The organism is Salinibacter altiplanensis, assembly GCF_002894645.1.
GTDB lineage: Bacteria > Bacteroidota > Rhodothermia > Rhodothermales > Salinibacteraceae > Salinibacter > Salinibacter altiplanensis.
In genome coordinates this window covers 85,712-112,119 of sequence record NZ_NCQY01000004.1, presented here as the reverse complement: position 1 = coordinate 112,119, position 26,408 = coordinate 85,712, and the positions used below count along the sequence as shown (strand labels likewise).

The window sequence follows — 26,408 nt, the reverse complement described above, 5'->3', positions numbered from 1 at the left end:
GTGGGAGAATTGCCATGAACAATTCGTTGGGGTCCCTCCGGGATGGAAGGGCACGGGGAGAGTGCGGTATGACTTTACGCTATTGTTGAAAACTACGCGCTGGGATAGGGCGGCATCCACGACGCACTTTTTCCCATATGTCATCCCCACGTCCCGTCGGGCCATCGAGGTTTGGGCTGGTGGCGGCTCTGTACTACGACCCGTCCTCGGTGGGGGGCGTGGCCGTGGCGCTGTTGATGGGAACCCATGGCCTCTTCGGCCTGCCCGTCGACCTTCCGTTGTTGGCCGTGGGCTTTTGCGGCGCCTCTCTGGTCTACGCGGCCGACCGGGGGTGGGGCACCGCTCCCGAAGATCGGATCAACCGGCCCGAACGTGTAGCGTGGAGCCAATCGCACCGCGACTGGCTCACCATCGAGACGGGGGGGCTTCTTGCGCTGGGCGGAGCACTGCTGCCGTACTTGGAGTGGGAAACCCTTTTGTGCACGGCTGGGCTGGGAAGTGTGGCGGCCCTGCACGTTTGGCCGTGGGACGGCTCCCGACCTGTGCTCATCGGGCTCGCAAAGCCGGGGGCCATTGCCGCGACCTGGGCCGCGGGCGGGGCGCTGCTTCCCTTCGTGGAGGCTGGGGCCCCGATTGGTGCAGAAACACTGTTTTTCGTCGGGTACCGTACGCTGTTCATCTTGCCGAATCTGTTGCTTGCGGACTGGGAGGACCGGGGGGGCGATAGTGAGGCCGGGCTTGCGCCGTGGGCGACGCGATGGACGTTGCCGGGGGTCCGGTGGGGCGCGACAGGGGGGCTCGTCGTGGCCGCCCTCGGGGCCATGGGCTGGGCCGCTGTCGCGGCGACGCCGGTGCTCGTCGGGATTGATGCCTTGGGTCTCCTGCTTATGGGGGCCATGGTCTGGGGGTGGAATCTGTCGCGGCCCCGCAATGCCTTCCTCGCTGACCTGATAGTGGCGTGGCCCCTGATCCCCGCGCTTGCCGCGTGGATGATCGTCTGACAAAGGCTGCCGCAGAGAGGAACCTCAGCCCGCGCCGGTGTATCACGTGGACGGTGTGTCCTCCCCCGCACGCCATTCCTCTTCGCCCATCACCTGTTCTCACCCACACCTCCACGACGCATGTCCGACGCCGACTCCTCCGCCCCGACGCTCAGTCCCGACCGCGAGGGCGGGACCATCGAGGACTTCACCCGCATCGAGGCCCTTGCCGATCACGTCGACGAGACGGTTACCCTGAAGGGCTGGCTCCACAACCAGCGCGGCTCCGGGGGCATCAAGTTCTTGATCCTGCGCGACGGCTCCGGCTTCGTCCAGTGCGTGGTGCCGCAGGACGCGGTGGACACCGACAGCTGGGCCGTGGCCGATGACGTGCGGCAGGAGGCCGCCCTCGAAATCACCGGCACCGTGAGTGCGGACGAGCGGGCGCCGGGCGGGTACGAGCTTCAGGTCGACGCCATCGAGCGGATTGGGGAGTCGGGGGATTATCCCGTTACCCCGAAGGAGCATGGGATCGACTTTCTGATGGAGCACCGTCACCTGTGGCTGCGGAGCGAGAGCCAGTGGGCGGTCATGCGCATCCGAAACTGCGTCGAGACGGCCATCCATGCGTTTTTCCAGGAGCGCGGCTTCCTTCAGACCGACGCCCCCATCCTGACGGGGAACGCGGTGGAGGGGACCTCCACGCTCTTTGAGCTCGATTACTTCGACGATGAGAGCGCCTACCTCACCCAGAGCGGGCAGCTGCACGGGGAGGCCATGGCGATGGCGTACGGCAAGATTTACACGTTCGGCCCCACCTTCCGCGCGGAGAAGTCGGCCACCCGGCGCCACCTTACCGAGTTCTGGATGATCGAGCCGGAGATGGCGTTCTACGACCTGGAGATGAATGCCCAGCTTGCCGAGGACTTCGTGGCCCACATCGTGCAGGCGGTCCTTGACGACTGTGAGCAGGAGCTGGAGGCGCTGGGCCGGGATACAACCGCCCTCGAACAAGTAGAGACGCCATTTCCCCGTATCAGCTACGACGAGGCGGTGGGGCTGCTCCGCAGCGACGAGACGGCCGAGATGATTGACGCACGCATCGAGGCGTTCAAGGAAGAGAAGGCGGAGCTCCTGGAGGAAAAAGAGGAGAACCAGACGCGCCGCGGGCAGGCGAAGAAACACGTGAAGCGCAAAATCGACGCCCGAGAGATCGAGATCAACAAGCGGGTCGACGAGATTGAAGAGGCCCTCCGCAACCTGCCGGACTGGAAGGAGTCGGCCCAGACCTTCGAGTGGGGCGAAGACTTCGGCGGCAACGACGAGACGGTGCTTACCTGGCACTTCGACCGCCCCGTCATCGTCCACCGGTTTCCCGCCAAGATCAAGGCCTTCTACATGAAACGCGACCCAGACGACGACCGCCTCGCGATGGGAATCGACGTGCTTGCGCCGGAGGGCTACGGTGAGATCATCGGCGGTGGGGAGCGGGCGACCGACCTCGACTTTCTGAAGGAGCAGATCGATGCGCACGACCTGCCGGAAGAGGTCTTCGACTGGTACCTCGACCTCCGCACGTTTGGGGCCGTGCCCCACAGCGGCTTCGGGCTGGGGCTGGAACGTACGGTCTCCTGGATCACCGGGCGCGATCACGTCCGCGAAACGATCCCCTTCCCGCGCACGATTGCGCGCCTCCATCCGTGAGAAAAAAACATCCGGCGTCCCGGTAGCCCAGGGGCCCGAATGGGTGCCGCGACGGTACGAATTCCGTCCCCCACTCCGTTTTTGCGGCCCGGATTTAATCAAATCTTGTCCCAGCCCTCTGTCGCCATGGCCCTTCGCCTCCGATTCGTCTCGCTTGTTTTCCTCGCTGTGGGCATGGCCGTAGGCCCCGCGGCGGCCCAGGATGATGACTCCGCTGCCATCACCGTCAGCGGGAAGGGCAGCGTCACCGCCCAGCCCGACCGGGCCGTCGTCCGGTTCGGGGTGGTCACGCGGGCCGAGTCCGCCGAGGAGGCCCGGACGCAGAACGCGACGGCGGCCCAGACCGCGATGAATGCGGTGCGCGACCTGGACGTCCCCGAGGAAAAGATGCGCATGGAGAGCCTGCGCCTCCAGCCGCAGTACGAGTACAACGACGAGAAGAACCGGCGTGAGCTCATGGGCTACAAGGCAACCCGCCAGGTGGTCGCTGAGCTTGACCGACTCAAGGTGTTGCCTCCCCTCGTGGCCGGTGTCGTGGAGGGGGGCGCGAACCAGCTCGACGGTATTGACTACCAGCTCCGCGACCGGTCGCAGGTGCGCAACGACGCGTTGCGGAAGGCCGCCCTCGCGGCGGAGGAGAAGGGCCGGCTGCTGGCCGAGACGCTCGATGCCCAGCTCGGGCCTGTGCAGGCCATCAACGAGCAGAACGTTGATCGCGTGCGCCCACAGCCGCGGGTGGCCCGGATGGAGATGACGAAGGCCAGCGACGCCGCCCAGGCGGAGCCGGAGGCGTACGCCGCCGGAGAGATCGAAGTCTCGGCCCGGGTGCAGGTGGTGTTTCAGCTCCGGACCGACTGAGCCGGGCCGGTCAGGAGGAGGCCTGCGCCACCGGCGTCAGACGGGCGTACTCGTCGTCGCTGAAGAGGCGAGAGCGGATTGCAAAGCGCACCCCGAGTGGGATCTCCAGGGAAAAGCTGGCCCCGCGGCCCTCTTCCACATTGATGGTCAACTGCATGTGCTCCCAGTATTCGAACTGGTCGCGAGCCATCTAGCACGGGCAGCCGTGGAGCTCGCCGAGCTGCGCATCGCTCGTCCCAACCCGAAAGCCGCCTTCTTCGTAGCAGAGGGGGGGGGCGGAGCCGTCGCAGCAACCCCCGCTCTGGTGAAACAGAAGCGGGCCGTACCGCTCGCGGAGGTGATCGATCACCGCTTTGGCGTCCTCGGGCACGCGAACGCGAGCGGGGGCGAGCGAGAGAAGGCATGGCCGAGAAGGACGAAATCGGAAAGAGAAGGGAGGAGCGAGGTCCGTTGGGGGCCGGGCGCCGGGACGAAATCAAGGACGACAAGCCCCAAGGCGGGTACGGGACGCACCCACACGGGCACTAAGTAGATCCGAAGACATACGGCTACGCAAGAGTCATTCTGAGCGATCGACGAACAGTGAGAGGAGGGCGTTGAAGAATCTTTTTGCATCAAGCGGAGGCTGCTCATAGGGGTCGTCCCGCCCTTCTTCCGAGAGATTCCCTCCAGGAGCACTCGGTCACTGCGCTCCCAGCGCTCCGCTCGGAATGACGATTTTCAACGTTGTTTGGCCGACCTACTCAGGAGGAAAGACGGGCCTTCAGCCAGCCACCAAGGTCCTGGAGCACCTCTTCTTGCTCGGGCTCGTTGAAGGCCTCGTGGTAGAGGCCGTCGTACAGGCGGAGGGTCTTGTCCGAGGCGGAGGCCCGCTCGTAAAGCCGGCGGCTCCCGCCCGGAGAGGCAAGAGAATCTGCCGTGCCGTGAAACACGAGAAACGGGGTGCTCAACGTGTGGAGACGGCGCTGGGCCTCGGCCCCGGCCCGAAGGAGCTCGGCCCCGGTACGGGCGAGGGTCCGGCCGTGGTAGTTGAGCGGGTCGTTCCGCGCGTCTTCGACGACCGCTGGGTCTCGAGAAATGGCCCCCTGAGGGGAGCGCACGGTCGGAAGGGTGGGGGCGAGGCGGCCCAGGCCCTGAGCCACACGGCGCAGGAGCGGAGCCAGGTCGGGGTTGATCTCGATGGCCGGAGCGCTGAGCACGAGGCCACGGATGTCGGGATCACGGTTCAAGACATACAGCAGCGCGACAAGTCCGCCCATGCTATGACCGAAGAGAAACACCGGCACGTCGTCCGGGGGCGCGACGTGGAGGCGAAACGCGTCGAGGTCCGCGAGGTACTGGCCGAAGTGCTCCACGTAGGCGCGCTTTCCCTCGGAGCGCCCGTGGCCCCGCTGGTCGTAGGCGTGGACGGCGGCGTCCTGGGCCACGAGGGCCTCTGCGACGTGGTCGTACCGGCCGCAGTGCTCGGCATAGCCATGCACCAGGAGCACGTGGGCTTTCGGGGGTGGGCCCGGCGTCCATCGTCGCGTCGTGAGTGAGAGGCCGTCGTACGTACGGAATGTATCGGCGGAAGGCATCGGGACGGAGGAATGAGGAGAACGGAAACGTACAGACGCGTCCTGGGGAACGTCAGATGCAGGAGGAAGACCGAGAGAAAGCACACCGCTGGGTGGGTGAAACCCCCAACAATTTGAGACGGAGAAGAAGAAACGATCTCCGTCGGGGAAACAATTGCGGTGACCCTGTTATTTCTGGTAACCGTTAAGTTCGCTGTAGACGGCAAGCCCCTTTCATGCGTCTCCTTCTTTTGCTCTGGACCTGCCCGGCGTTCCTTGCGTCGCCGCTCCGGAGGCTTGCCCGACTCGTCCAGCAGTTCTCACAATGGGCGGTGTCTAAAGGCCGGCGTGCACGACAAGAGCAGCGGCCCATTTGGGAATCCCTTCGCCCTCAGTCCCGGATCCTCAAAGATACGCCGGCAGAACGGGCCGTTTTGCTTCCCCTTCAGGCTCGGCGGCTGGCCCGTGTGCTGGTCGCATCTCGCCCGTTGGGCCCGTAGGAGTGCTCCTCCGCTTTCGTCCCGAAGGCCCGCCCCGAACAGAGCGCTGGTGAAGAGGAGGGCCGTGCAGAAAGAATTCGTACGGGATCTCCTCGTGGACCGCTGTGGCGGCATCGCGAACGGGCCCGTCTCCCACTTTGGTTCTATTTGAATTGAGCGAGTGTCTTCCATGCAGGGGAACGGTTTTCGAGTTGGACTCACAATCTTCTTCGTCGGGCTGTGCGGGTTTTATCTCTTTCCCTCGGTGCAGAACCTGTACGTCGGCTACAAGATGAACAACATGGCCGAGGAGGAACGGGTGGAGTACGAGGCCGAAAACCGTCAGTGGCTCGACCAGGTCGACGAAAGCTCCCTCAACTTGGGGCTCGACCTTCAAGGCGGCATGCACGTGACACTGGAGGTGGAGATTGGAAATCTCCTCGATCAGCTGGCGGTCAACAAAGACGAGGCATTCCAGGGAGCCCTCCGGGCGGCAGAGCAGCGGGCAGGAGAAGAGAATGTGTCGGTCGTGGAGGCCTTCGTCGAGGCCTTCGAGGCCGAAAATCCGGACGGTCGCCTTTCCCGCTACTTCCGCAACCAGGGGGAGGACATCACACGACGCTCGTCGAACGACGAGGTACAGGAGTATCTCCAGGCTCAGGCGGATGCCGCCGTTCAGAACGGAATTCAAGTGGTTCGCAACCGCGTTAACCAGTACGGGGTAACGGAGCCGTCCATTCAGCGGCAGGGCGACGAGCGGATTGTGGTGGAGCTCCCGGGGGTGAGCAACCGAGAACGGGTTCGAGACCTGTTGGAAAGCGCATCGCAGCTCACCTTCCACCTCATGTCGGAGCCCCAGCGGCTGGGAGAATCGGTGCAGCGCATCATTGAGCACTACGAGCCGACCGCGGAGGACTCCGCCCGCATCGCGGAGGCCCGGGCCGCCGACACGGCCGCAGCGGACACCTCTTCGGATACGTCCGAAGTGACGGAGGGCACCGAGCTGGCGGCGGCCTCGGGGCAAGAGGCGTCGTCCGGCAGTCAGCAGGGAACGGCCCTCACGGAACCCGGAGAGGGCGCCCAGACGGGCCCCCAGAACTCGATTCTAGCCGTGATGCAGCCCATGCCGGGCCAAGACCAGCCGATCATCGGACGGGCCTTTGCGTCCGACACGTCGCGGGTCAATGAGCTTCTCGGGGACCCGTCGGTCCAGAAGATGTTTCCCCCGGGCATCGAGCCCATGTGGACGGCCAGTCCCGTATTGACGACCGAGGACGGGCGCGAGGCGTTTCACCTCTTGGCCGTTCGGGCGGAGCCGGAGCTGACCGGGGAGGTGGTGACGGAGGCCTCTGTCCAGTTCGACCGTCAGACCAACGAACCGAAGGTCTCCATCACGATGAATTCGGATGGGGCCCGGCGGTGGGACCGGATTACCGCGGCAAACATCGGAAACCGGGTATCGATCGTCCTGGACGACATCGTGTACTCGAGTCCGAACATCCAGAGCCGAATTTCGGGGGGGCGCACAGAAATCACTGGTCTGGAGTCGCGACGGGAGGCGCAAGACATCGTGACGGTGCTACAGTCCGGGCGGCTCCAGACAGACCTGAACATCATTTCGGAACGGACAGTGGGGCCCAGCCTCGGAGAGGAGTCCACGCGCGCCGGATTCATTTCCGTCGTGGCCGGATTTCTGCTGGTCGTTCTGTTCATGATCATGTACTACCGCACGGCGGGGGTCGTGGCCGACGTTGCACTGCTCCTGAACGTGATTTTGATCCTGGGCATTCTGGCCGGCTTCGGGGCCACGCTCACGCTTCCCGGGATCGCCGGCATCGTTCTCACAATCGGGATGGCCGTGGACGCGAACGTGCTCATCTACGACCGAGTGCGGGAGGAACAGGCCACTGGGAAGACCCTCCGTGCCGCCATCAGCGCTGGCTACGAGCAGTCCCTGAGCGCCATCCTTGATGCCAACATCACGACCTTCTTCGTGGGCGTCATTCTGTACTCCTTCGGCGTCGGCCCGATCAAAGGCTTCGCTGTCACGCTCATGGCCGGGATTCTCGCCTCCCTCTTTACGGCAATCATCGTGACCCGCATCCTCTTCGACTACCTGGTGGAGGAGCGCCGGATGCAGGTGAGCTACGGATAGGCCCCTGTCTCTGCACTGGGCTGCCATCACGACGGGATTTTTCCTCAACGACGGATCATCATGCGTCTTTTTGAGAACGCCGACTACAGCCTCATCCCGAACCGCCGCATCGGTTATATTATCTCGGGAACGCTGCTGACCATTAGCATTCTCTCACTCCTCACGAAGGGGCTGGCCCTGGGCATCGACTTCCGCGGTGGGATGGAGTTTGTCGTGGGCAATACGACGGACCTGAACACTGTCGACGTCCGCTCCGCCCTGATGGAGTCGTTTGAGGAGGAGCCGGAGGTGAAACGGTTCGGAGACACCGGGCACCTGATTCGGGTTTCCGGGGACGGGGACATTACGATGATGGAGAACCAACTACTGACGGCCCTCAATGGGCAGTTCTCGGGCCGCGACATTGCGATTGAAAGCACCAACGTGGTGGGGCCGCGCTTTGCGGAGGACCTGAAACGGGGGGCCATCTACGCCGTGTTGGGGGCCCTTCTCGTGGTGTTCCTCTACATCATGGTGCGCTTTGAATGGCGCTACAGTCTTGGGGCCGTAGCGGCCCTGGTGCACGACGTGATAATCACACTTGGGATTTTCTCGGTGCTGGCCGGCATCGCGCCATTCTCCGTCCAGGTCGATCAGTCCCTCATCGCTGCGTTTCTCACGATCGTGGGGTACTCGCTGAACGATACGGTCGTGGTCTTCGACCGGGTGCGGGAGTACGTGAATCTGTTCAAGACAGAGACCTTCGATGTCATCGTGAACCGGTCGATCAATGCAACGCTGAGTCGGACCGTTGTCACGTCGGTGACCACTCTCATCGTGGTTACGATTCTCTTCGTCTTTGGGGGAGAGGTCCTACGGGGCTTCTCGTTTGCCCTCATCATTGGGGTGATTATTGGGACCTACTCGTCGATCTTCGTCGCGTCCCCCACGATTGTGGAGCTCAATCGCCGTCTCGAAAAGAGTGCGGCGTAGTGCGGATGGAGCGCGGAAAACGACACTGACCTACTTGCTCAACCGACACCGTGTACCATGCCAGTATCTATCGTAATTGGAAGCCAATGGGGGGATGAGGGAAAGGGGAAGATTGTTGATCTTCTGAGCCCGGATGTGGACATTGTTGCTCGTTATCAAGGCGGTGCCAACGCGGGGCACACCATCGTCTGGGACGAGGAGGGAGAGACCGAAGAATTTGTTCTTCACCTCGTGCCGAGCGGCATCTTTCACGAAGGGGTCACCTGCGTAATTGGGAACGGCGTGGTGCTGGACCCGAAGGCCATCCTGGAGGAGATCGAGAAGATTAAGTCTTTGGGCGTCGACGTGGAGGGGCGGCTGAAGATCTCCCACAATGCCCACCTCATCATGCCGTACCACAAGGCGATTGAGGCGGCGCAGGAAGAGGAACGGGCCTCGGCCGACGATGACGATGAGATTGGAACGACCGGCCGCGGAATTGGGCCCGCGTACACCGACAAGTTTGCCCGCACCGGCATTCGGGTCGTGGACCTGCTCGACGAGGATGTGCTGCGCCGAAAGCTCCGCCGTTCGATCGAAGAGAAGAACGCCATCCTTCGGGACGTCTACGATGCCGAGGCACTGGACGTCGACCGCATTGTGGAGGAGTACGTCGAGTTCGATCACAAAATTGACGACTACGTCACCGACACCTCGGCGTACCTGTCTCGCGCCCTCGACGACGGGGCCCGCGTGCTGGCCGAGGGGGCTCAGGGATCGCTCCTCGATGTCGATTTTGGCAGCTACCCGTACGTCACCTCCAGCCACCCCACGGCCGGCGGGTGCTGCACCGGACTCGGCGTCTCGCCCACCGAGATCGACCGTGTGCTGGGCATCGCGAAGGCGTATTGCACGCGCGTGGGCAACGGGCCCTTCCCCACAGAACTCGACGGGGAGGTTGGCGAGGATCTGCGGGAAAAGGGCGACGAATTTGGGGCGACGACAGGCCGTCCCCGACGGTGCGGCTGGCTCGATCTCGTGGCCCTTCGGTACACCTGCATGGTCAACGGCTTCAGCGAGCTGGCCCTGACCAAGCTCGACGTCCTCTCGGGGACCGATGAGCTGAAGGTGTGCACGCAGTACCGGTACGACGACAAGGTCACCCGGCGCTTTCCGAGTGAGCCACAGAACCTGACACGGGTGGAGCCCCAGTACGAGACCCTACCGGGGTGGGAGGCCGACATTTCTGGTGTGCGTCACGTCGAGGACCTGCCGCGGGAGGCCCGGGACTACCTCGCTTTCGTCGAGAACTACCTCGATGTGGAGATCGGGCTGGTCTCGAACGGGCCGCGCCGCAGCCAGATCATCACGGACGTGCAGCCGATGGCCGCGGCCTAGCGCCCGAGACAGACGGGCACAGCTGGTCGTGGGGAAGATTGGGCCCGTGCGTCCACTTCTCGGGATGGCCCCACACGCGCACAACCCGGCGGTGTCATGAATGCCTACCGATGGTCGGTCCAGCTCAAGCTTGGGCTCATTGTGTTTGCCGTCGGCATCGCGGTGGCGTCGCTCTGGTACACCCAGCGGCTCGTCGACCGGTTGCAGGAACGTGAGCAGGCGGTCATCCAGCTCTGGGCCGATGCCCTGGAGCAGGTGGTGCAGACCCAGCAGGCAGCGAATCCGTACCGGAAGGAATTTCGTCGGCTCGACTCGCTTCTGCAGTCCCTGGAAGGTCGTCCTGTCGCGGCCCCCCTCTCCACAAAGCGGCTTTCCGATCTGCGTGAGTCGGTCGATTGGGCGCGCGCCATGCCTCCCACGCGGGAGTTCAACTTCATCCTGAATGAGATCCTGCAGCCGGACCAGTTCGACGTCCCGGCCATCATCACCGACTCGACGGGCCGCCGGCCGCTCTCCTGGCAGAACGTGGGGGTGCCGGACACCGCCGCCACACCCCTTCCGGCGGCCGACTCCGTGGAGGTTCAGGCACAGCTCCGGGACGAGCTGGAGGACATGCGGTCGGCCTTCAAGCCCATCCCCGTTCGGATCGACGTGTCCGACGCCCCCGGACGAGAGGCCGGAACTTCTGCGGGGCAGCTCACGCAGTACGTGTTCTACGACGAGTCGGCCCTCATCACGGAGCTGCGCATCTTCCCGTGGGTGCAGCTGGTGTTCGTTGGGCTGTTCGTAATGGTGGGGTACCTTGGCTTCTCCTACATCCGACGCAGCGAGCAGAGCAGCCTCTGGATGGGAATGGCGCGAGAGGCGGCCCACCAGCTCGGAACGCCCCTGTCCAGCCTCATGGGATGGATCCAGATGCTGCGCACCCCCGATCTGCCGACGGACCAGCGCGAGCGGGCGCTGACGGAGATTGAGAACGATGTGGAGCGGCTTCAGCGCGTCGCGGATCGGTTCTCGGACATCGGCTCGCAGCCGAAGCTTGAGCGCTGTGACCTGGGGCCGATCATCGAGCAGACGGCCCGCTACCTCCGCCGGCGCATCCCTCAGCAGGGCCAGTCCATCGCACTGACTGTGGATCTGCCCGACCGCCTTCCGGCTGAGGCGAACGAGGAGCTCTTCGCGTGGGTGCTCGAGAATCTTCTGAAGAACGCCCTCGACGCGATTGAGGACGAGGAGGGACGCATCACGGTGACGGCCTGGGAGAAAGAGGCCCAGGTCTTCATCGAGGTGCAGGATACGGGGCAGGGCATTGAGGGGCAGCAGTGGAATAACATTTTCCGGCCCGGCTACAGCACCAAGAAGCGTGGGTGGGGCCTGGGCCTGAGCCTCGCCCGTCGCGTGATCGAGAGCTACCACGGCGGACGCCTTGAGCTCGCATCGTCGACGGTCGGACAAGGGTCGACCTTCCGCATCGAGATTCCCGCCGCGGACGCGGCGTAGGGGCTACGGCTGTACGCGTGCCCGGAGTGTGTCGGGGGCCAGAGTGGGCGAGACGACCACGAAGACGGTGGCCCGGTCGCGCCATAGAAGGCCATTGCCGGAGGGCTGCTCGTCCGCGACGAGCCGGTTGCGCTGAGTCAGTTGACCGCGGAGCTGGGCGTCCAGCCGCGCGGTGCCGTCGAGCCGGTCGAGGAGGGCATAGCTGTACACGAACGCGGCAATCTGGGCGCCCTTCCCACCGGTGTACAGCACAACGGGAATCTCGGCGTTGTCGGTCGCTCGGAGCCGCCCGACCCCTTGTACCTGTGTGTCCTCGATGGAGGGAAGGCGCACCCGACGGCCCCAGGTCGAGTCCAGATAGGCCTCCGCGGCGGCCGGCTGCGTGGTCGTGCGTTCGGGCGTCACGGCCCCGACCTGCTCCGCGGAAAAGGCCGTTAGGGACGGCGGGGGAGCGGAAGAGGGAGACGCGGAGTTCGTGAGGTACGACACCCCGAGCCCGCCGCCCAGGACGAGCATGCCCAGTAGCAGGACAACCCCTAGGGCTCGGGGCCCGGGACGTGAGGGAAGCCGGTCGACCAGACGGTCCGACGCGTCGTTTGGCGTAGACGGGGAAGCGCTTGGCCCGGCGTCCTCCTCCTCCTCCTCCTCCTCCTCCGCTTCCTGGGCCCCGGCCGACGAGGACGAGGACGACGATCGCAGGGTGGCCCGCAGACGAGCACGGAGTGAGCTGGGAATCGGGGCAAAGTGATCGTGGAGCACGTCGCGCAGTACCGCCTGCAGGTCCGGGTCGGCGAGCGTCTCGTCGATGAGGTCCGCCTCGGGGGCGGACAGTATCGCCCGCAGCCGTTCCCGCAGTAAGGCAGACGGGTCGGTCGGGAGTGGCTCCTCAAAGAGGGTGCTGGACTGGTTGGGGCCGGTCGCCTGGGACAACTGAGAGGCACTGAGAACAAGGACGAACTGCTCCGCCGCCGAACAGGTAGCCAGCGCAATGGGCAGGGTGCTGCGGGCGAGGCGCTCTGCTGTGTCGCGCCGGAGCGAGTCTGTGTTTGAGGAAGAAGTGGCCCCGGGCGTGCGCGCGGCTCCCTGCTCGCGGCTCCTCTCTGGGGCCTCCCGCAGGAGCAGAGCGAGCCAGTCCTCTGGCGTGTCGGGGCCCTCCTCTGGACGCGCGTCCGCCCCCTGTTCGTAGACCCGGACGAGGAGGGAGGGGGCGGCCTTCTTCCCCACCAGTGTGCAGGCGAGTGGGTAGAGAAGGTTCAGGGCCTCCAGTGGAGACGGCCGGTCGGGCGACGTGGACGCGAGAGCCATGGGATGCCTGAGGGAAAGCGCAGAGAACACACCCGAGACCAGGACTACTCGGATGGTTCTTCAAGAACAATTTTTACGGAATCGCCCTTTCGTATGTCCAGTAGCTCGGCGCCGTTCCCCCCATTGGCGGCGATTTCCAGGCAGCCAGTGCTTCCAAAAAGCAGAAGCGGGTCGCCCTCCGGGACCGCCCCGTACGTGGGATGGAGCGCCTGTAGGGTGGTGTTGCCCGCGTAGGTCTTGAGGGGCGGGAAGGCGTCGAGCGGCGGCTCCGGATTCCCCAGACCGGCGGCCTGGGCCAGGGTGGAGCGCCGGATGTTCGTGATGCAGTTGCCGAAGTGATCCACGTGCACCACCCAGCCCTGCACCGTCTGGGGGCCGGTGGACGGCCGGGCCCACCGGAGCGGCTCAAGCTCATCGACGGACGTTCCGAGGGCGCCCACGGACCGTCCGTCGGCGAGGTGTGCTGCGGCGGGCGCGAAGATGTCGCGGCCGTGAAACGTCGTGCTTGGCGACGTCTCCCGCCAGAAGGCAGGATCGTCAAGCTCCACGAGGGCCTCCGGCGACGCTTGATCCAGGACGAGCGGGAAGACTCCGTTGTCGGGGCCGACGAACCACTGTCCCTCGGCACGAAGGGCCACGGCGCGTCGCTCAGTGCCGACCCCCGGGTCCACCACCACTAGGTGCACGGTTCCGTCCGGAAAGTAGGGGCGGGCCGACTGCAGCACGAAGGCTGCCTCCATCACGTCCTGTGGGCTGATCTCGTGGGTCACGTCCACGAGCCGCACGTCCGAGCAGATGGAGAGCATCGTTCCCTTCATCGCTGGCACGTACGCATCCTCCGTGCCAAAATCCGTCGTGAGGGTGACAATGGGAGGGGAGGGCCGGGTGGGGGCGGACATAGACCTAGAGCGGCGTGGGAAAGTGTTCCGTCAACGAGGCAGCCGGGGCGGTACATCCGTACCGTGCAGGAGTGTACGAACCGTGGGGCGCGATGTGTAGGCCTGTCCCGCGGAAGAGAAACAATTCGGAGGGATTTAGGAGTTGGTACCTCACTCCGGTTCATTTTCTTCGAAAAGCCGGCAGTCAACAACACACCTCCGTCCATGTCGTCCCCTGAGTCCGCTGGCCCGGATCCGCTGAGCCTTGACCACAACTCTAGGGCTGGGGACGCTCTTGACCGGTTCGTCGCCCTGTGGGAGGAGATGGCATCTGCGTGGGGGATCAGCCGCACCATGGCGAAGATCCACGCGCTGCTCTACTTCGCAGGGCGGCCCCTCAGCACCGACGAGGTGATGGAGTGTCTGGGTGTGAGCCGGGGCAACGCGAACATGAACCTGCGATCGCTCGTCGACTGGAACCTCGTGGACAAAACGCACCGTTCCGGCTCGCGCAAAGACTACTACCGGGCGGAGACCGACGTGTGGCAGATTACCGCCCGTATCATCGAAGAACGTCAGCATCGAGAGGTGCATCCCGTCCGGTCGCGCCTTCAAGAGTGCGCTGATCTGCTAGTCGAGGCCGGCGAATCCATCGAGGACCATCCGGACACCGAGCGGGCGCTCCACCAACGCTTCACCAACCTCATCGGCCTCCTGAACGTGCTCGAAGGCGTCTCCGAGGCCCTCCTGCCGCTCGTCCGCAACAGGGACACCGAACAGATCGAGCAGCTGCTCACCGTGGCGCGCCGGCTGGGCGAGTCCGAGAGCACTGCCTCCTCTGTCGACTCTTCCGACCCATCCTGACGGAACTCTCCCCTGCCCGCCATGGCAACGACCAACGACATCGGGAACCGCGGGGAAGACATCGCCGCCATTCGGCTCGACGAGGCAGGCTATGAGATTTTGGAGCGCAACTACCGGCACGAACGCAACGAGGTGGACCTGGTGTGTCGACAGACCGGCGCGGAGGAGTACGTTTTTGTGGAGGTGAAGACCCGGAGCGGGACGGGATTTGGGGCGCCGGAAGCGTCGATCACCGAGAAGAAACGAGAGGCCCTCCAACACGTGGCGCGGGGATACCTTCACGAGCACGAGTCAGAAGGGGCCCCGGCCCGATTCGACGTCGTGACGGTCATGCTGACCAACGGGGCGCCGGAGGTCCACCACTACGAAAACGCCTTTTGGGGCGGATGAACGGCCGGTCGGGCTACCTCGGCGGCTCGTACTCGCGGGGCAGGCGCTCGGCCATGAGGGCGCGGAGGAAGTGGCGGAGCGAGTCCCGACAGGCTTCCAGGCGGTTTCGTTGCCACCGGGCGGCTTCCGTGGAGTCCCGCGGCGTGAGAGGATTGAAGAGCGGCTCGCCGTCCCACCGCACCACGGACCCTCGCTCCTCGAACTCTTTCAGGAAGTAGGTAACACGGTAGCCCAAGGCCCGGTTTTCGATGATGACTGGCTTTTGGGCCCACGCTTCGAACCGGCCCCATCACTTGTCGTCGAATCGCAGGACCTCGGGGTTCACGAGCGTGCACTGTTCCGCCTGATCCGAGCCCCCGATAAAGAGACGCCTGAAATGACCCAGGTGCTCGTACCACTCCTCGTCCCGTTCTGCGGAGACCGTGACCGGGGGAGAGGAAAGCACCTCGGTGCGGAGGCGCACGGTCACCACCGAGAGGGGATTGAGAGACGGATGGAGGGAGAGGGAGCGCTGCTCGTGTCCCACCCGCGATACGTACAGCCGCTTCGGGCCCGGACGGACGCCCTCTAGCCGGAAGCGTCCGGTCGAATCGGTCACGGTCCCTGCATCGACTCCACCACGAAGACGTGAGTGCGGGGCAGGGGCACGTTCGAGCCGGCCTCGAGCACGTTTCCTTCAATGATGCCGGTGGACGGCCCTGGCGCGGCACCAGGCACATACACCAAGACGAATAGAACCGCAGCGAGACGTGCCCACATGGTGTACTGGGAGTCTCGTTCCTTCACATGGCCAGTCAAATGTATGGTGGAGAAGGACGAATGTTTGTTTGTGAGAAAAATGGAGAAAAGGACAAGAGAGGGCTTTCTACCGCGCGTCCTGGATGGCGTCGATGGTGGTCGGGTCTTCCAGGCTTGACGTATCGCCGAGCTCTTCGCCCAGGTACGCCGTCTGAATTATGCGCCGCATGACCTTAGCGTTGCGCGTCTTGGGCAGGGCGTCGGCAAAGAGAATCTCACGCGGCTTCAGGGGCTTGCCCATCTCGTCCACGACGACCTGCATCAGTTCCTTGCGGAGGGCATCGGTTTCGTCGGGCCCCGTCTTCAGCACCACGAACGCGACGATCTCGGAGCCCTTCACGTCGTGCGGCACGCCGATCGCGGCGCTCTCGGCGACGGCCTCGTGGGCATTCAGAAGCGATTCAATCTCGGCCGGGCCCAGGCGCTTGCCGGCCACGTTGATCGTGTCGTCCGAGCGCCCCAGGATGTACCAGAGCCCATCTTCGTCGACGGCCGCAAAGTCGCCGTGCACCCACGTGTCGTCGAACCGGTCCCAGTAGGCGTCGTGGTAGCGGTCGTCGTCGCCCCAGAAGCCGCGCGTCATGCCGATCCAGGGTTCTTGCAGGACGAGCTCCCCAACCGCTTCCCGGACCGGTGTGCCGGCCTCGTCCACCACGTCGGCGTCCATGCCGGGGACGGGGCCGGAAAACGCGGCCGGCTTAAGGGGCTCTAAGAAGTTGCCGCAGAGGATCCCGCCGGAGATCTCGGTGCCGCCGGAGTAGTTGAGGATTGGCTTCTCGCCGTCGAGCACGGTCTCAAAGCACCACGACCAGGACTCGGGGTCCCAGGGACTGCCGGTAGAGCCGATGGCGCGCAGGCTCGACCGGTCGGCCGCCTCCACGGGCGCGTCGCCGTGGGTCTTGAGGGCGCGAATGAGGGTGGGCGAGACGCCGAGATGGGTGACCTCGTGGTCGTCCACCATTCGCCAGAGGCGTCCGGGGTCGGGGTGGTCGGGGGCCCCGTCGTAAAGCACCATGGTGGCCCCCACCGTCAGCGTGCCGAAGACGAGCCACGGCCCCATCATCCATCCCATGTCGCTCATCCAGTACATCGTCTCGCCCGGCTTCAGGTCCATCGGGTGATACATGTCTTGCGCACCCTTGATGGGAAAGCCGCAGTGGGTGTGCACCGTCCCCTTCGGCGGTCCGGTGGTGCCGCTGGTATAGATGACCATGACCGGGTCCTCGGCGTCGGTGCGGGCCGTACGGGCCTCCGGGCTGTGCCCCGCTACGAAATCGCCCCAGAAATGGTCACGTCCGGTCGTCATGGGCGGAGTGTCGCGCCCGAGGTGCCGGTGGACGATGACGTGTTCGACGGAGGGGCACTGCTGGACTGCCTCGTCCGCGGTTCCTTTCATGTCGATGGGGCGGCCCCGGCGCGCGAAGCCGTCGGCGGTGAAGAGGGCTTTCGCCTCGGCCCCTTGGAGGCGGGTCACCAGGGCGCCGACCCCGTATCCGCTAAACAGAGGAAGCAGTACCCCGCCGATTTTCGTGATTGCCAGGAACGCAACGACAATTTTGGGGGTCATGGGCATGTACAGCCCAATCCGGTCGCCCGTCCCGAGCCCCAGGGCCCGCAGCGCGTTCGCACAGCGACAAACCCGCTGGTGAAGCTCGCCGTACGTCAAATGCTCGGTCGTTCCGTCCTCGCCCTCCCAGCGGAGGGCCGTGCGGCTCTCCACAGGGGTGCCCTGCCACTTGTCGAGCAGGTTGTGAACAATGTTCATTTTCCCGTTCACGCACCAGGTGGGGCGCTCGATGCCCTCCGAGAGGTCGACAATCTGGTCGTAGGGGTCGTAGAACTCAATGCCCAGGTCGTCGAGCACGGCCTCCCAGAACCAGGCCGCGTCCGCGGCGGCCCGCGTTCGGAGGGCCGGGAGGTCCGCCAGGTCATGCCGATCCATGAACTGCCGCAGGTTGGCATCGGCGACGACGTCTGGGTCGGGGGTCCACACCACGTCCTGGCCGAACGGGAAAGAGTCGGGGGAGGGCGACATGTCGGTGGGCATGAGGAGGAAAGAGGGAGGGAGTGAAGAAAAGAGCGTTGGAGGTGAAAGGGCTTACACAATAATCCAGACCACGGAACAGAAGCAACCGACACGCTCGGATCCAACCCCGAAACGTCTGTGTAACGTACATTCTTTGTATGAAAGAACATTCGCTTCGGGCTCGTGGTGGGACACAATTCGTGTTGACGGGTGTATGAGGGCCTGCTTGATGTTTCGGGTTTCCCTCCGCGTTTCGGGCAACGTCCTCGGGCCGGAGTGCCCTCGATGACCATTCCTAATTGACTGAGTCGACGTGGCTGACCAAACTTCTCAGAATGACAACCAGAACGGATCCGGATTGCCCGGTGGGGGATCCTCGGGAACGGGCCGAGGGCGTCTCATCATTTGGGTCATTGCCGGGACGCTGCTGGCCCTATGGGCCTACAGCTACTGGGGCATGGGGCCGTCCGGGGGCGAGCGCATTAGCTACAGCGAGTTCCGCACGCAACTGAGCCAAGAGAACGTGGAGCGCGTGGAGGTGGAGGGCAACACCATCAACGGCACACTGAAGTCTCAGGCCACCCGGACCGAACAGGGGAATTCGGTGGAGTATGAGAACTTCGTGACCTACCTGCCCTCCTTCGGTGATGAGCAGCTCATGGACCTGCTCGAGACGCAGGGGGTGAACGTGATGACGAAGCCCGAGAGCACCTTTCCGTGGGGGTTGGTCATCATGGGGCTTTTGCCCGTCCTCCTCTTGTTCGGCGTGGGGTATATTTTCCTCCGCCGCATGCAGTCGCAGGGCCAGGGCCTCTTCTCGGTCCGGCAGAGCAAGGCGGAGCTGTACGACAAGGACGAGGAAGACACCACGTTCGACGACGTGGCCGGTGCCGACAGTGCAAAGGAGGAGCTCCGCGAGATCATCAAGTTCCTGAAGAATCCGAAGCGCTTTGAGGGGCTCGGGGGCAAGGTGCCGAAGGGCGTCCTTCTGGTGGGCCCGCCGGGAACCGGCAAGACGCTCCTCGCTCGTGCAGTGGCCGGGGAGGCGAATGCCCCGTTCTTTAGCGTGTCGGGGTCCGACTTCATGGAAATGTTTGTGGGCGTCGGGGCCTCCCGTGTCCGCGACATGTTCAGCGAGGCGAAAGAAACATCCCCGGCCATCATTTTCATCGACGAGCTGGACTCCATCGGGCGCAAGCGAGGGGCGGGCCTTGGCGGGGGCAACGACGAGCGGGAGCAGACCCTCAACCAGCTGTTGTCGGAGCTAGACGGCTTCGAGGAGAATGAAGGGGTGATCGTGATGGCGGCCACAAACCGGCCCGACATCCTCGACTCGGCCCTCACGCGGCCCGGCCGCTTCGACCGACAGATCACCGTCGACCTGCCCACGAAGCAGTCCCGCCACGAGATCCTGAAAATCCACGCGCGGGACAAGCCGATGAGTGACGACGTGGACCTGGACGAGATTGCCCGGAGCACGCCCGGGTTCAGTGGGGCCGACCTCGAAAATCTTCTCAACGAGGCGGCGCTTCTGGCCGGTCGCCACGGACACGACGCCATTCGGTACAGCGACATCGAGCAAGCGCGAGACAAGGTCATGATGGGCCTCAAGCGCGATGGCCTTGTGCTGGACGACGAGGAGAAGCGGCTACTGGCCTACCATGAGGCCGGGCACGCCATCGTCGGGGCGGCCCTTCCCAACGCGGACCCGGTGCACAAGGTGACCATTGTTCCTCGGGGCAAGGCCATGGGCGTCACCCAGCAGTTGCCGGAGAAGGACAAGTATCTCTACCGGCTCGACTACATCCTGGACCGCCTGGCCGTGATCATGGGGGGGCGTGCCGCGGAGGAACTGATCTTCGACACCGCGACCAGCGGGGCCGAAAATGACCTGAAGCAGGTCCGCAAGATGGCACGAAAGATGGTTCTTGACTGGGGCATGGGCGACCAGTTTAAGCACATCTCCCTGGGCGAAGACCAAGGAAACGTGTTTCTCGGGGATGAGATTGCCAAAGGGCGCGAATACAGTGAGGTGACGGCCCGTGAGGTGGATGAGGAGATCCGTCGCATCTCCGAAGATGCCTTTCAGCGTGCCGTCGACACCCTGAACGAGCACCACGAGGCCTTCGATCAGTTGGCTGAGATGCTCATCCAGCGGGAAGAGGTGCCCGGAAAAGATGTGCTTAAGCTCATGAACGGAGATGCCGACGAGATCGGTCACATGCCGACGACCAATGGAGAGGTTGCGGCCGAGGAGAACGGGTCGGCGGACGAGCACACGCCCGACGAGACCGAGGTGACCGAAGAAGACGAGTCGGCGGAGGAAAGTCGGGCCTCGGGCCCGAGCGACGCCTCTTGAAGCCGAGGCCTACAGCGGCCTCTCCAGAGCAATTGTCAAAAGAGAAGCTCCACCATGGCCGAAATCGACCCATCCCGCCCGTCGAACGACACGCTCCGCGACGAGCTGACCGAGGAGCAATACCACGTGACCCAGGAGGCGGGCACAGAGAAGCCCTTCAGCGGAAAATACTGGGACCACAAGGGCGATGGCCTGTACCGCTGCGTGGTCTGTGATACACCCCTCTTCGACTCCGACACCAAGTTTGAGTCCGGCAGCGGCTGGCCCAGCTTCTATGACGTAGTTGAGGAGGGCAATGTCGAGCTGACGACTGATCACAGCCTTGGGATGCGCCGGACCGAGGCTGTGTGTGATGAGTGCGGGGCTCACCTCGGGCACGTCTTCGAGGACGGCCCGGAGCCCACGGGACAGCGGTACTGCATCAATTCCGCGGCCCTTGACTTCAGTGGAAAGTAGCATGCATCCGCATTCGGACGCACCCCTGCGAAAAACTGTGGGGCCTATGAGGCGCCTGTGGGCGGTGGAAGGTTCGGAATGAGGTCGATAGCCCCAACCGTCTCGGCCCCCATCCACACGACGAACGCGACGTACAGGGTGATAAGTCCCCAGGCCTCCGGTGCGGTCAAAACCATTTGGGACCGCATCGTGAGAAGAACGATGAGGGTGGCGAGCGAAAGCACCCCCATCATCGGCATTCCCACAGAATAGTTGATGGCGACTGTGCCGGCGACGAGGGCCCCGGCGGGGATGCAGACGAGAAGGTCGAAGATGTTGCTGCCCAGCACATTCGCCACGCTCGTGACGGGATTGCCAGCCCGGGACGCCCGGATGCTGACGAAGGCATCCGGCACCGAGGTGCCGGCCGCGACGACCGTGATGCCCCACAGGAAGCTTGGGGTGCCACCGAGCTCGCCGAATGCCACGGCCGAGCGAATAAGTCCCTCCACGCCGAGGAGAATGATCAACAGCGACCCCACGAGCCGTGCGGCCTGTTTTGGAAGGTGAATGTCCATTGGGGGCGCCTCGGGGTCATAGTCCCTCGCGTCCTGGTATTGCAAATACACATACACGGCGTAGAGCGCAAGGGGAAGCAGGGCCAAACCTCGCGTCATGCCTCCCGTCTGGGCCCCTGGCTCTCCCGGAAGGGGATTGTAGATCACGGCGAAGGAGAACACCAGCAGGAGGACGACAATCGAAATGAGGTAAAACTGGGTCTCCTTGTAGACGAGGTCGCGGGTCGACTCCAGCCGCTCCTCCGCCCACAGGCCCGCCAGGGCCGGAATCATCAAGATGTTGAAGAGGGCAGAGCCCACGACGGCCGCAACCCCAAGCTCAAAATCGCCGTGCAGGGCCGGGGACAACACGGCCGTGGAAAGCTCGGGGAAGCTCGACCCGACCGCCAACACAACAGATCCCTGCACCAGCGGGGGAAGCTGGTAGTACCCCGACAGCTTCTCGGTGGATGACTCGAGCAGTTCGCTACCCTTCCAAACGAGAACGGTCGACACAATCGCGAGGCCCGCGTAGGCCAGGATCAGCGCGATGAGGCTCATGCGCAAGGGGGATCAATCCGGAACGGCGGTGTGGAGAGTTGGCAGCTCCAACCATTTGCCGGAGGCGGAGTTCGTCGGAGCGCGAATGGGGACGAAGGGGCCAGACGAGCCTTGAGAGGGGGATCGGGTCTCTTCATTTGAAATTCGCCCCCCTCCCGGGCAACTTTTCCGCCGCCAGAACCTAGAAGAGAAATCGCAACGCCGGGCTGACCAACTGGCTGAAACGACGCCGAACAGCGTGCCCGGGTCGGTAGCGAAGTGGCCAAACGCAGCAGACTGTAAATCTGCCGGCTTATGCCTTCGGAGGTTCGAATCCTCCCCGGCCCACCCTAGTGTTGGATGGTAAGAATATTGGATGGTAGGGCCCAGATGACAAATGCTTGGGGCCCTTCAGCCGAGAGTGTTGTGCGGGAGTAGCTCAGGGGTAGAGCATCACCCTTCCAAGGTGAACGTCGCGGGTTCAAATCCCGTCTCCCGCTCACCCACAGATTGTAGCGGCCGCCTTAGCTCAGTGGTAGAGCACATCCATGGTAAGGATGAAGTCCCCGGTTCGAGTCCGGGAGGCGGCTCCGGGCACCTGGTAGCACCCGAGTCTCAAAAAGACATCGAGTTGATTTTAGATTGCCGTGAAACTGAGAAACGGCGGAACTCGAAGGGGGCTCGGCAGATACCAGATCGTGCTTTACACCGCGGGGTGGAGCAGTGGTAGCTCATCAGGCTCATATCCTGAAGGTCGCGGGTTCAAATCCCGCCCCCGCTACTGACTCAGCACTTGTCCCAAACGGCTCCGTCAACCGACGGAGCCGTTTTTGTATTTGACGGGCCTTTCCCTCGTTGGCTGAGCAGAGGTCATCCTGAGCGGAGCGACGTCGGCGGGGCGACGTCGAAGGATCTCTTTGGCGTCAGCGGAGACAAGGCCCGGGACGACGTGCCTTTTTCTGCAGATTCCGCGCTCTTCAAGGAGATTCTTCCGTCGCAGGCTCCGTCAGAATGACCCCTCTTGCTTGGGATTGACGCAGGCAACGGGCCCTTTGAATTTTTGTCGTGTAGCAAGGAGTAGCACCTACTCCCGCGTCCCCTCAGCTTGCTCAAGCAGTTGAAAATACTTCTTGATGAGAGCCTCGTAGTCCGAGTCGTATCCCATCTCCAGGGCGCGGATGAGGTCGCGCCGAAGCGTGTCGGTGGCCTCCGAGTCGGGACGATCGCCGGGACGTTCTTGGTCGAAGTCGTCGCCTGCCTGGCGCCCCCGCCGCTGCTGTTTCTTCCCCTGGGTGCGAAGCGACTGCTGGGCGTTTAGAAGCCGACTGAGAATCTGCTGCTGGCGGTTGATAAGATCCCGGCTGTGACGACCGTCCTGCAGATCGTTGGCAGACTGCTTCATCTCTTCGGCAATCTTCTGCAGGTCCCCCATCAGCTTCTGCTTGGTCTCTTCTGCCAGGTCCATCTCGTCGAGCTGTTTCTTGATCTGTCGCTGTTGCTCGGCGAGCTGCCTCCGTCGGGCCTGCAGGTCTTGCGAGAGACGCTCGCCCTGGGCCTCGTTGAGGAAATTTTGGATCTGTTGATTGAGCTTCTGCTGTTGGCCGGAGGCCTGCTGCAGCTGCTGCATGGCTTGCTGCATCGACATCTTGCCGCTTCCGCCGCTGCTCTGCTGCTTCATCTGGTTGAGCAGATCAGAGAGGAGGCGGGCCAGCTCGTTCAGGTGCATCATGGACGTTTTTTGGTAGCCGATGGCCTCGGTCCCCTCCCGGGCGTCTAGGGCGGTGGTCGCGTCCTCCATTGCCCGCAGCGCGTTGCCGGTCTTCTCCTGCACGGCCTTCGACATTCGCGGAAGCCGGTTTGCAATGGACTGCAGGGAGTCGGCGACATGATTGAGTCCGTCCTGCAGGTCCTTCTGCTGCGCAGCGAAGCGACGAACGGGGGAATCGTCGCCTTCCAGCCCCTCTAGGGTCGTGCGCACGTCTTCCTGGTCCTTGGACAGGCGAAGCGTGTTTTCGAGAGCGCTGCGGAGGCCCGTCATGTTCACCGTGCGTTGCTGGCCCTCCATCTGCTTCTGCATCTGGGACATCCGGGACTGCATGCTCTGCAGGCGTTTCTGCAGCCATTGCTGCTGCTGGCGGGCGTTCTGGAGCTGATTTTTCCGGAGCTGTTGGCTGTTTTGCCGCATCTGTCCCGATATGTCCCGCTCCTGCGTCTGCTTCCGCATCCGCTGAAGGTCCTTCTTCGGGGCGGACGGGACATCTTTCATGTCCTGCACGGCGTTCTCCATCTCGTCCGTGAGCCTTTCCATCTCCTCTGCCAGCTCCTCCTGTGCGCGGGCCAGGTCCTCGTGGGCCGCCGAGTCGGCGCTCGGGGACGGTTGTGAGGCGCGCGAGTCGGACCGTGCGGTCGCTGTCGAGTCTGAAGCAGGTGGGGAGGCCCCGTCGGCCCGGGACGAGTCGGGGGAGGCCGTGGTGGAGTCGGACGACGGCGCGTCCGACGTGGACGACGAGTCGGCGTCGGAGGACGTGTCCATGCGCTCGGAGGTTTCCTGCGCCACCAGGTCCTCCCGCTTCCGGATGTTTTCGGCCCGCCGGCTCAGCTCCTCCATCTTTTGCCGTGCCTTGAGCTGCTTGAACAGGTTGAGTGTGCGCTCCAGCTGCTGCTCTTGCTGTTGAAGCTGGGACTGGGCCTGCTCCATCGCCGACTGCATCTGGCGGAAGCTCTGGTCCTGCATCGACTGGCGCATGCTTTCGAGTGCCTGCTGCAGATCCTCCGACTCCATCTCGTCGATGGTTCGCTTCAACTCCTGAAATTTCTGGCTGGTCTCTGGGCTCGACAGGTCGTTGCGCTGCATCTCACGGTTTAGGGAGTCGACCTGGCGCGAGAGGCTCGACTTGCTCTGAGACAGTGCCTCTTGCTTTTGCTGCAGTTGCTTGAGCTGGCGTTGCTCTTCCCAGTCTGACTCGCGAGTGCGACGGACCTCCCGGCGAAGATCCTGGAACTGCTGCTGGATGTCCTTGGACTGCCGGTCGAGCGCCTGCATCTGCTCGCTGGTCGCCTGCTGCAGGGTGTCGAGCTCCTCGTACTGCTCTGAGAGGGAGGGGAAGCGGAGCCGCTGGGTGGCAGTGCGGCCGCTCTTCGGGCCGTTCACGGTGTCGTTGTCCCAGGCCTTCACGTAGTACGCGACCTCGTCGCCACGCTCCAGGTCGAGGCCGCTCTCCTGCGCGAGGAGCCACGTGTGGGAGAGGACCTGGTCCGTCGTACCAGCATCGGGGAGAGAGAGCGCGAGGGAGGCGAACGACGAGTCCGCGCTTCCGCCGTCGAGGCGTCGGTAGAACAGCGTCGCCCGCCGAACGCCGTAGTCGTCGCTGATCCGGAGTCGAAGGGGCTGCGTCAGGTCCGGGGTCAACTCGGCCGGGTCGTCGGGACTAAGGAGCGACACCGACGGGCGGGCGTCGGTCTGCAGGTCGAGCTCGTAGCGAATGGGGGCGCGGTTGGGGATGCCCGTCTCGCTTTCCAGGCGAAGTGCGTAGGTGTCCGCGCGGCGCAGCGTGAAGCGGCCGGTCGCCGAGTCGCCGGAAACGGTCAGCGATTGGGACGCGCCATTTTCAAAATCAAGCCTCGCGCTCGTGGCCGAAGCCCCACCGAGGGCCGCCGACACCGTCACCTCCGTGCCGGGAAGGGCCGTCACGGACCCCACGTTGGCCTCTAGCTGACGACTGGGGCGATCGGTGTAGTCGGGGGGCGTCACGCGGACGCGCAGCCGGCGCACGACCGGGCGTCGGGCCACTTCTACCGTGTACCATTCCGTGCGCACCGGCGAGGCCGCCACGCGGTAGCGGAGAGCGCGTCGAACGTTGGGAACTGTGTGTTGGAAGGTGCCCATCGAGTCGGGCTCGATGGCGATGCGCCGCGCCGACTCGGTGTCGGTGGGGCGGAGGAGGAGAGCGGCCGTCTCGGGAACATCGCCGGTGGCCTGGACGGTCACGCGAAGAGAGTCGCCCCGGATGAGCTGAACGTTCCCCGGGCGCACGTCGAACTGGAACGGGGCCGGACGTTCGAATTCGGTTCGGGGGGCCAGGAGGCGTTCGGAGGCCTCGAGGAACGTGGAGGGGGCGGCGAAGAGAAAGGCTATGGCAGCGAAGGCCGGGAACAGGGCCCACCGCGCGGCCCGCCGTGCCGGCTGAAAGTCGGCCACCGCCTCGAACCGGTCTCCCTCGATCTGGTCAGCGAGGTGCTGGACGGCCCGATCCACGTACGGGGCAGGAGCGCTCGACCGTTGGCCCTCGGCCAGCTGCAGCAGGTTCACCAGGCGGTCGGCCACCGCGGGATGCTGTTCGCCGACCGTCCGGGCGACGTCTTTCTCAGACGGGCCGCTGAGGACTCCGAGGAGGCGGCCCAGGGGGCGGGCAATGAACGTCGCCGCAATCCCCCCCAGAACGGCGCCGGCAGAGACGAGCAGTCCGGTGCGCAGGCTGGGCTGAAGCCAGAGCGTGGCCTCTACCGTGGCGGCGAGAACCCAGAGCGCCGCTGCGGTGCCTCCCGCAAGGGCTCCCCCAAAGGCGAGTTGAGCCCACGACATGCGCCGGGTCGCCCGACGAAGACGGGTGCGGAGGCGCTCGACGAGTCGGGCCGTCTGTTCGCTCATGGGCGGGAAAAGCTGATCGGAAAGCCT

The 26,408-nt window shown here is 64.3% G+C and carries 20 protein-coding genes, 4 tRNA genes and 1 pseudogene; 15 read left to right on the top strand and 10 right to left on the bottom strand.

Translation table 11 applies throughout. From position 1 onward, the window contains the following. The first annotated feature begins 137 nt into the window (after positions 1 to 137). The 3 genes from B7R93_RS02955 (at position 138) to B7R93_RS02945 (ending at position 3,542) form a co-directional block, all read left to right on the top strand. The gene (locus B7R93_RS02955; protein WP_103019355.1) at positions 138 to 1,001 is read left to right on the top strand and encodes a UbiA prenyltransferase family protein; all 864 of its coding nucleotides are present in this window, start codon (positions 138 to 140) and stop codon (positions 999 to 1,001) included. Positions 1,002 to 1,121: 120 nt separating this feature from the next. After that, positions 1,122 to 2,684: an asparagine--tRNA ligase gene (locus B7R93_RS02950; protein ID WP_198598562.1), complete on the top strand. Its 1,563-nt coding sequence runs from the start codon at positions 1,122 to 1,124 to the stop codon at positions 2,682 to 2,684. A 126-nt stretch (positions 2,685 to 2,810) separates the two neighbouring features. Beyond that, the gene (locus tag B7R93_RS02945; protein WP_103019354.1) at positions 2,811 to 3,542 is read left to right on the top strand and encodes an SIMPL domain-containing protein; all 732 of its coding nucleotides are present in this window, start codon (positions 2,811 to 2,813) and stop codon (positions 3,540 to 3,542) included. A 10-nt stretch (positions 3,543 to 3,552) separates the two neighbouring features. On the opposite strand, the pseudogene B7R93_RS15650 reads toward B7R93_RS02945, so the two are convergent. Both B7R93_RS15650 and B7R93_RS02935 read right to left on the bottom strand, forming a co-directional pair. Continuing rightward, positions 3,553 to 3,912 (bottom strand): annotated as a pseudogene (locus B7R93_RS15650) (DUF779 domain-containing protein). A 373-nt stretch (positions 3,913 to 4,285) separates the two neighbouring features. Beyond that, on the bottom strand, positions 4,286 to 5,119 hold the full coding sequence (locus B7R93_RS02935; protein ID WP_103019353.1) for an alpha/beta hydrolase: 834 nt from the start codon (positions 5,117 to 5,119) through the stop codon (positions 4,286 to 4,288). A gap of 648 nt (positions 5,120 to 5,767) precedes the next feature. Here B7R93_RS02935 and secD point away from each other — a divergent pair. From secD to B7R93_RS02915, 4 genes are all read left to right on the top strand, one after another. Continuing rightward, positions 5,768 to 7,732, top strand: a complete 1,965-nt coding sequence (gene secD / locus B7R93_RS02930) for a protein translocase subunit SecD (protein WP_103019352.1) — start codon at positions 5,768 to 5,770, stop codon at positions 7,730 to 7,732. 60 nt (positions 7,733 to 7,792) lie between these two features. Continuing rightward, positions 7,793 to 8,704 (top strand): protein translocase subunit SecF, encoded by a 912-nt coding sequence (gene secF / locus B7R93_RS02925; protein WP_103019351.1) that lies wholly within the window; start codon positions 7,793 to 7,795, stop codon positions 8,702 to 8,704. Between the two features lie 57 nt (positions 8,705 to 8,761). Continuing rightward, positions 8,762 to 10,081 carry an adenylosuccinate synthase gene (locus B7R93_RS02920; protein ID WP_103019350.1) on the top strand — a complete coding sequence of 440 codons (1,320 nt, stop codon included), beginning with the start codon at positions 8,762 to 8,764 and terminating at the stop codon, positions 10,079 to 10,081. A gap of 96 nt (positions 10,082 to 10,177) precedes the next feature. Then, positions 10,178 to 11,581, top strand: a complete 1,404-nt coding sequence (locus tag B7R93_RS02915; RefSeq protein WP_103019349.1) for a sensor histidine kinase — start codon at positions 10,178 to 10,180, stop codon at positions 11,579 to 11,581. A 3-nt stretch (positions 11,582 to 11,584) separates the two neighbouring features. Here the strand turns inward: B7R93_RS02915 and B7R93_RS02910 are convergent, their stop codons facing one another. Together B7R93_RS02910 and B7R93_RS02905 are read right to left on the bottom strand one after the other, a co-directional pair. Then, a complete protein-coding gene (locus tag B7R93_RS02910; protein WP_103019348.1) occupies positions 11,585 to 12,886 on the bottom strand; it encodes a hypothetical protein in 1,302 nt (433 codons plus the stop codon). Positions 12,887 to 12,930: 44 nt separating this feature from the next. Continuing rightward, a complete protein-coding gene (locus B7R93_RS02905; protein ID WP_103019347.1) occupies positions 12,931 to 13,785 on the bottom strand; it encodes an SAM hydrolase/SAM-dependent halogenase family protein in 855 nt (284 codons plus the stop codon). Positions 13,786 to 13,989: 204 nt separating this feature from the next. Here B7R93_RS02905 and B7R93_RS02900 point away from each other — a divergent pair, with 204 nt between their 5' ends. Continuing rightward, positions 13,990 to 14,628, top strand: coding sequence for a GbsR/MarR family transcriptional regulator (locus B7R93_RS02900; protein WP_103019346.1), 639 nt, complete (start codon positions 13,990 to 13,992; stop codon positions 14,626 to 14,628). Positions 14,629 to 14,649: 21 nt separating this feature from the next. Further along, positions 14,650 to 15,018, top strand: coding sequence for a YraN family protein (locus tag B7R93_RS02895; protein ID WP_103019345.1), 369 nt, complete (start codon positions 14,650 to 14,652; stop codon positions 15,016 to 15,018). A gap of 13 nt (positions 15,019 to 15,031) precedes the next feature. Here the strand turns inward: B7R93_RS02895 and B7R93_RS15645 are convergent, their stop codons facing one another. The 4 genes from B7R93_RS15645 to B7R93_RS02885 form a co-directional block, all read right to left on the bottom strand. After that, positions 15,032 to 15,253 (bottom strand): hypothetical protein, encoded by a 222-nt coding sequence (locus tag B7R93_RS15645; RefSeq protein WP_232797945.1) that lies wholly within the window; start codon positions 15,251 to 15,253, stop codon positions 15,032 to 15,034. A 54-nt stretch (positions 15,254 to 15,307) separates the two neighbouring features. Beyond that, on the bottom strand, positions 15,308 to 15,616 hold the full coding sequence (locus B7R93_RS15640; protein WP_232797944.1) for a carboxypeptidase-like regulatory domain-containing protein: 309 nt from the start codon (positions 15,614 to 15,616) through the stop codon (positions 15,308 to 15,310). Beyond that, positions 15,613 to 15,735, bottom strand: a complete 123-nt coding sequence (locus tag B7R93_RS15995) for a hypothetical protein (RefSeq protein ID WP_262507545.1) — start codon at positions 15,733 to 15,735, stop codon at positions 15,613 to 15,615. The genes B7R93_RS15640 and B7R93_RS15995 overlap by 4 nt, the downstream gene beginning before the upstream one ends. A 148-nt stretch (positions 15,736 to 15,883) precedes the next feature. Then, a complete protein-coding gene (locus B7R93_RS02885; protein WP_103019344.1) occupies positions 15,884 to 17,863 on the bottom strand; it encodes an AMP-binding protein in 1,980 nt (659 codons plus the stop codon). A 292-nt stretch (positions 17,864 to 18,155) separates the two neighbouring features. Here B7R93_RS02885 and ftsH point away from each other — a divergent pair, with 292 nt between their 5' ends. After that, positions 18,156 to 20,201 (top strand): ATP-dependent zinc metalloprotease FtsH, encoded by a 2,046-nt coding sequence (gene ftsH / locus B7R93_RS02880; protein WP_103019343.1) that lies wholly within the window; start codon positions 18,156 to 18,158, stop codon positions 20,199 to 20,201. Positions 20,202 to 20,255: 54 nt separating this feature from the next. Then, positions 20,256 to 20,657, top strand: a complete 402-nt coding sequence (gene msrB / locus B7R93_RS02875; protein WP_103019342.1) for a peptide-methionine (R)-S-oxide reductase MsrB — start codon at positions 20,256 to 20,258, stop codon at positions 20,655 to 20,657. 44 nt (positions 20,658 to 20,701) lie between these two features. On the opposite strand, the gene B7R93_RS02870 is transcribed toward msrB, so the two are convergent. Beyond that, a complete protein-coding gene (locus B7R93_RS02870; RefSeq protein WP_103019341.1) occupies positions 20,702 to 21,754 on the bottom strand; it encodes a sodium:calcium antiporter in 1,053 nt (350 codons plus the stop codon). Between the two features lie 244 nt (positions 21,755 to 21,998). On the opposite strand from B7R93_RS02870, the gene B7R93_RS02865 reads away from it, so the two are divergent. The 4 genes from B7R93_RS02865 to B7R93_RS02850 all read left to right on the top strand — a co-directional run bounded on the left by B7R93_RS02865 (position 21,999) and on the right by B7R93_RS02850 (position 22,514). Continuing rightward, positions 21,999 to 22,081, top strand: a tRNA-Tyr gene (locus tag B7R93_RS02865). 80 nt (positions 22,082 to 22,161) lie between these two features. Next, positions 22,162 to 22,233, top strand: a tRNA-Gly gene (locus tag B7R93_RS02860). An 18-nt stretch (positions 22,234 to 22,251) separates the two neighbouring features. Next, positions 22,252 to 22,323: transfer RNA gene (locus B7R93_RS02855), tRNA-Thr, on the top strand. A gap of 119 nt (positions 22,324 to 22,442) precedes the next feature. Next, positions 22,443 to 22,514 (top strand) — tRNA-Met (locus B7R93_RS02850). A gap of 303 nt (positions 22,515 to 22,817) precedes the next feature. On the opposite strand, the gene B7R93_RS02845 is transcribed toward B7R93_RS02850, so the two are convergent. After that, complete coding sequence (locus tag B7R93_RS02845) at positions 22,818 to 26,381, bottom strand: DUF4175 family protein (protein WP_103019340.1); 3,564 nt, start codon at positions 26,379 to 26,381, stop codon at positions 22,818 to 22,820. Positions 26,382 to 26,408 lie beyond the last annotated feature (27 nt).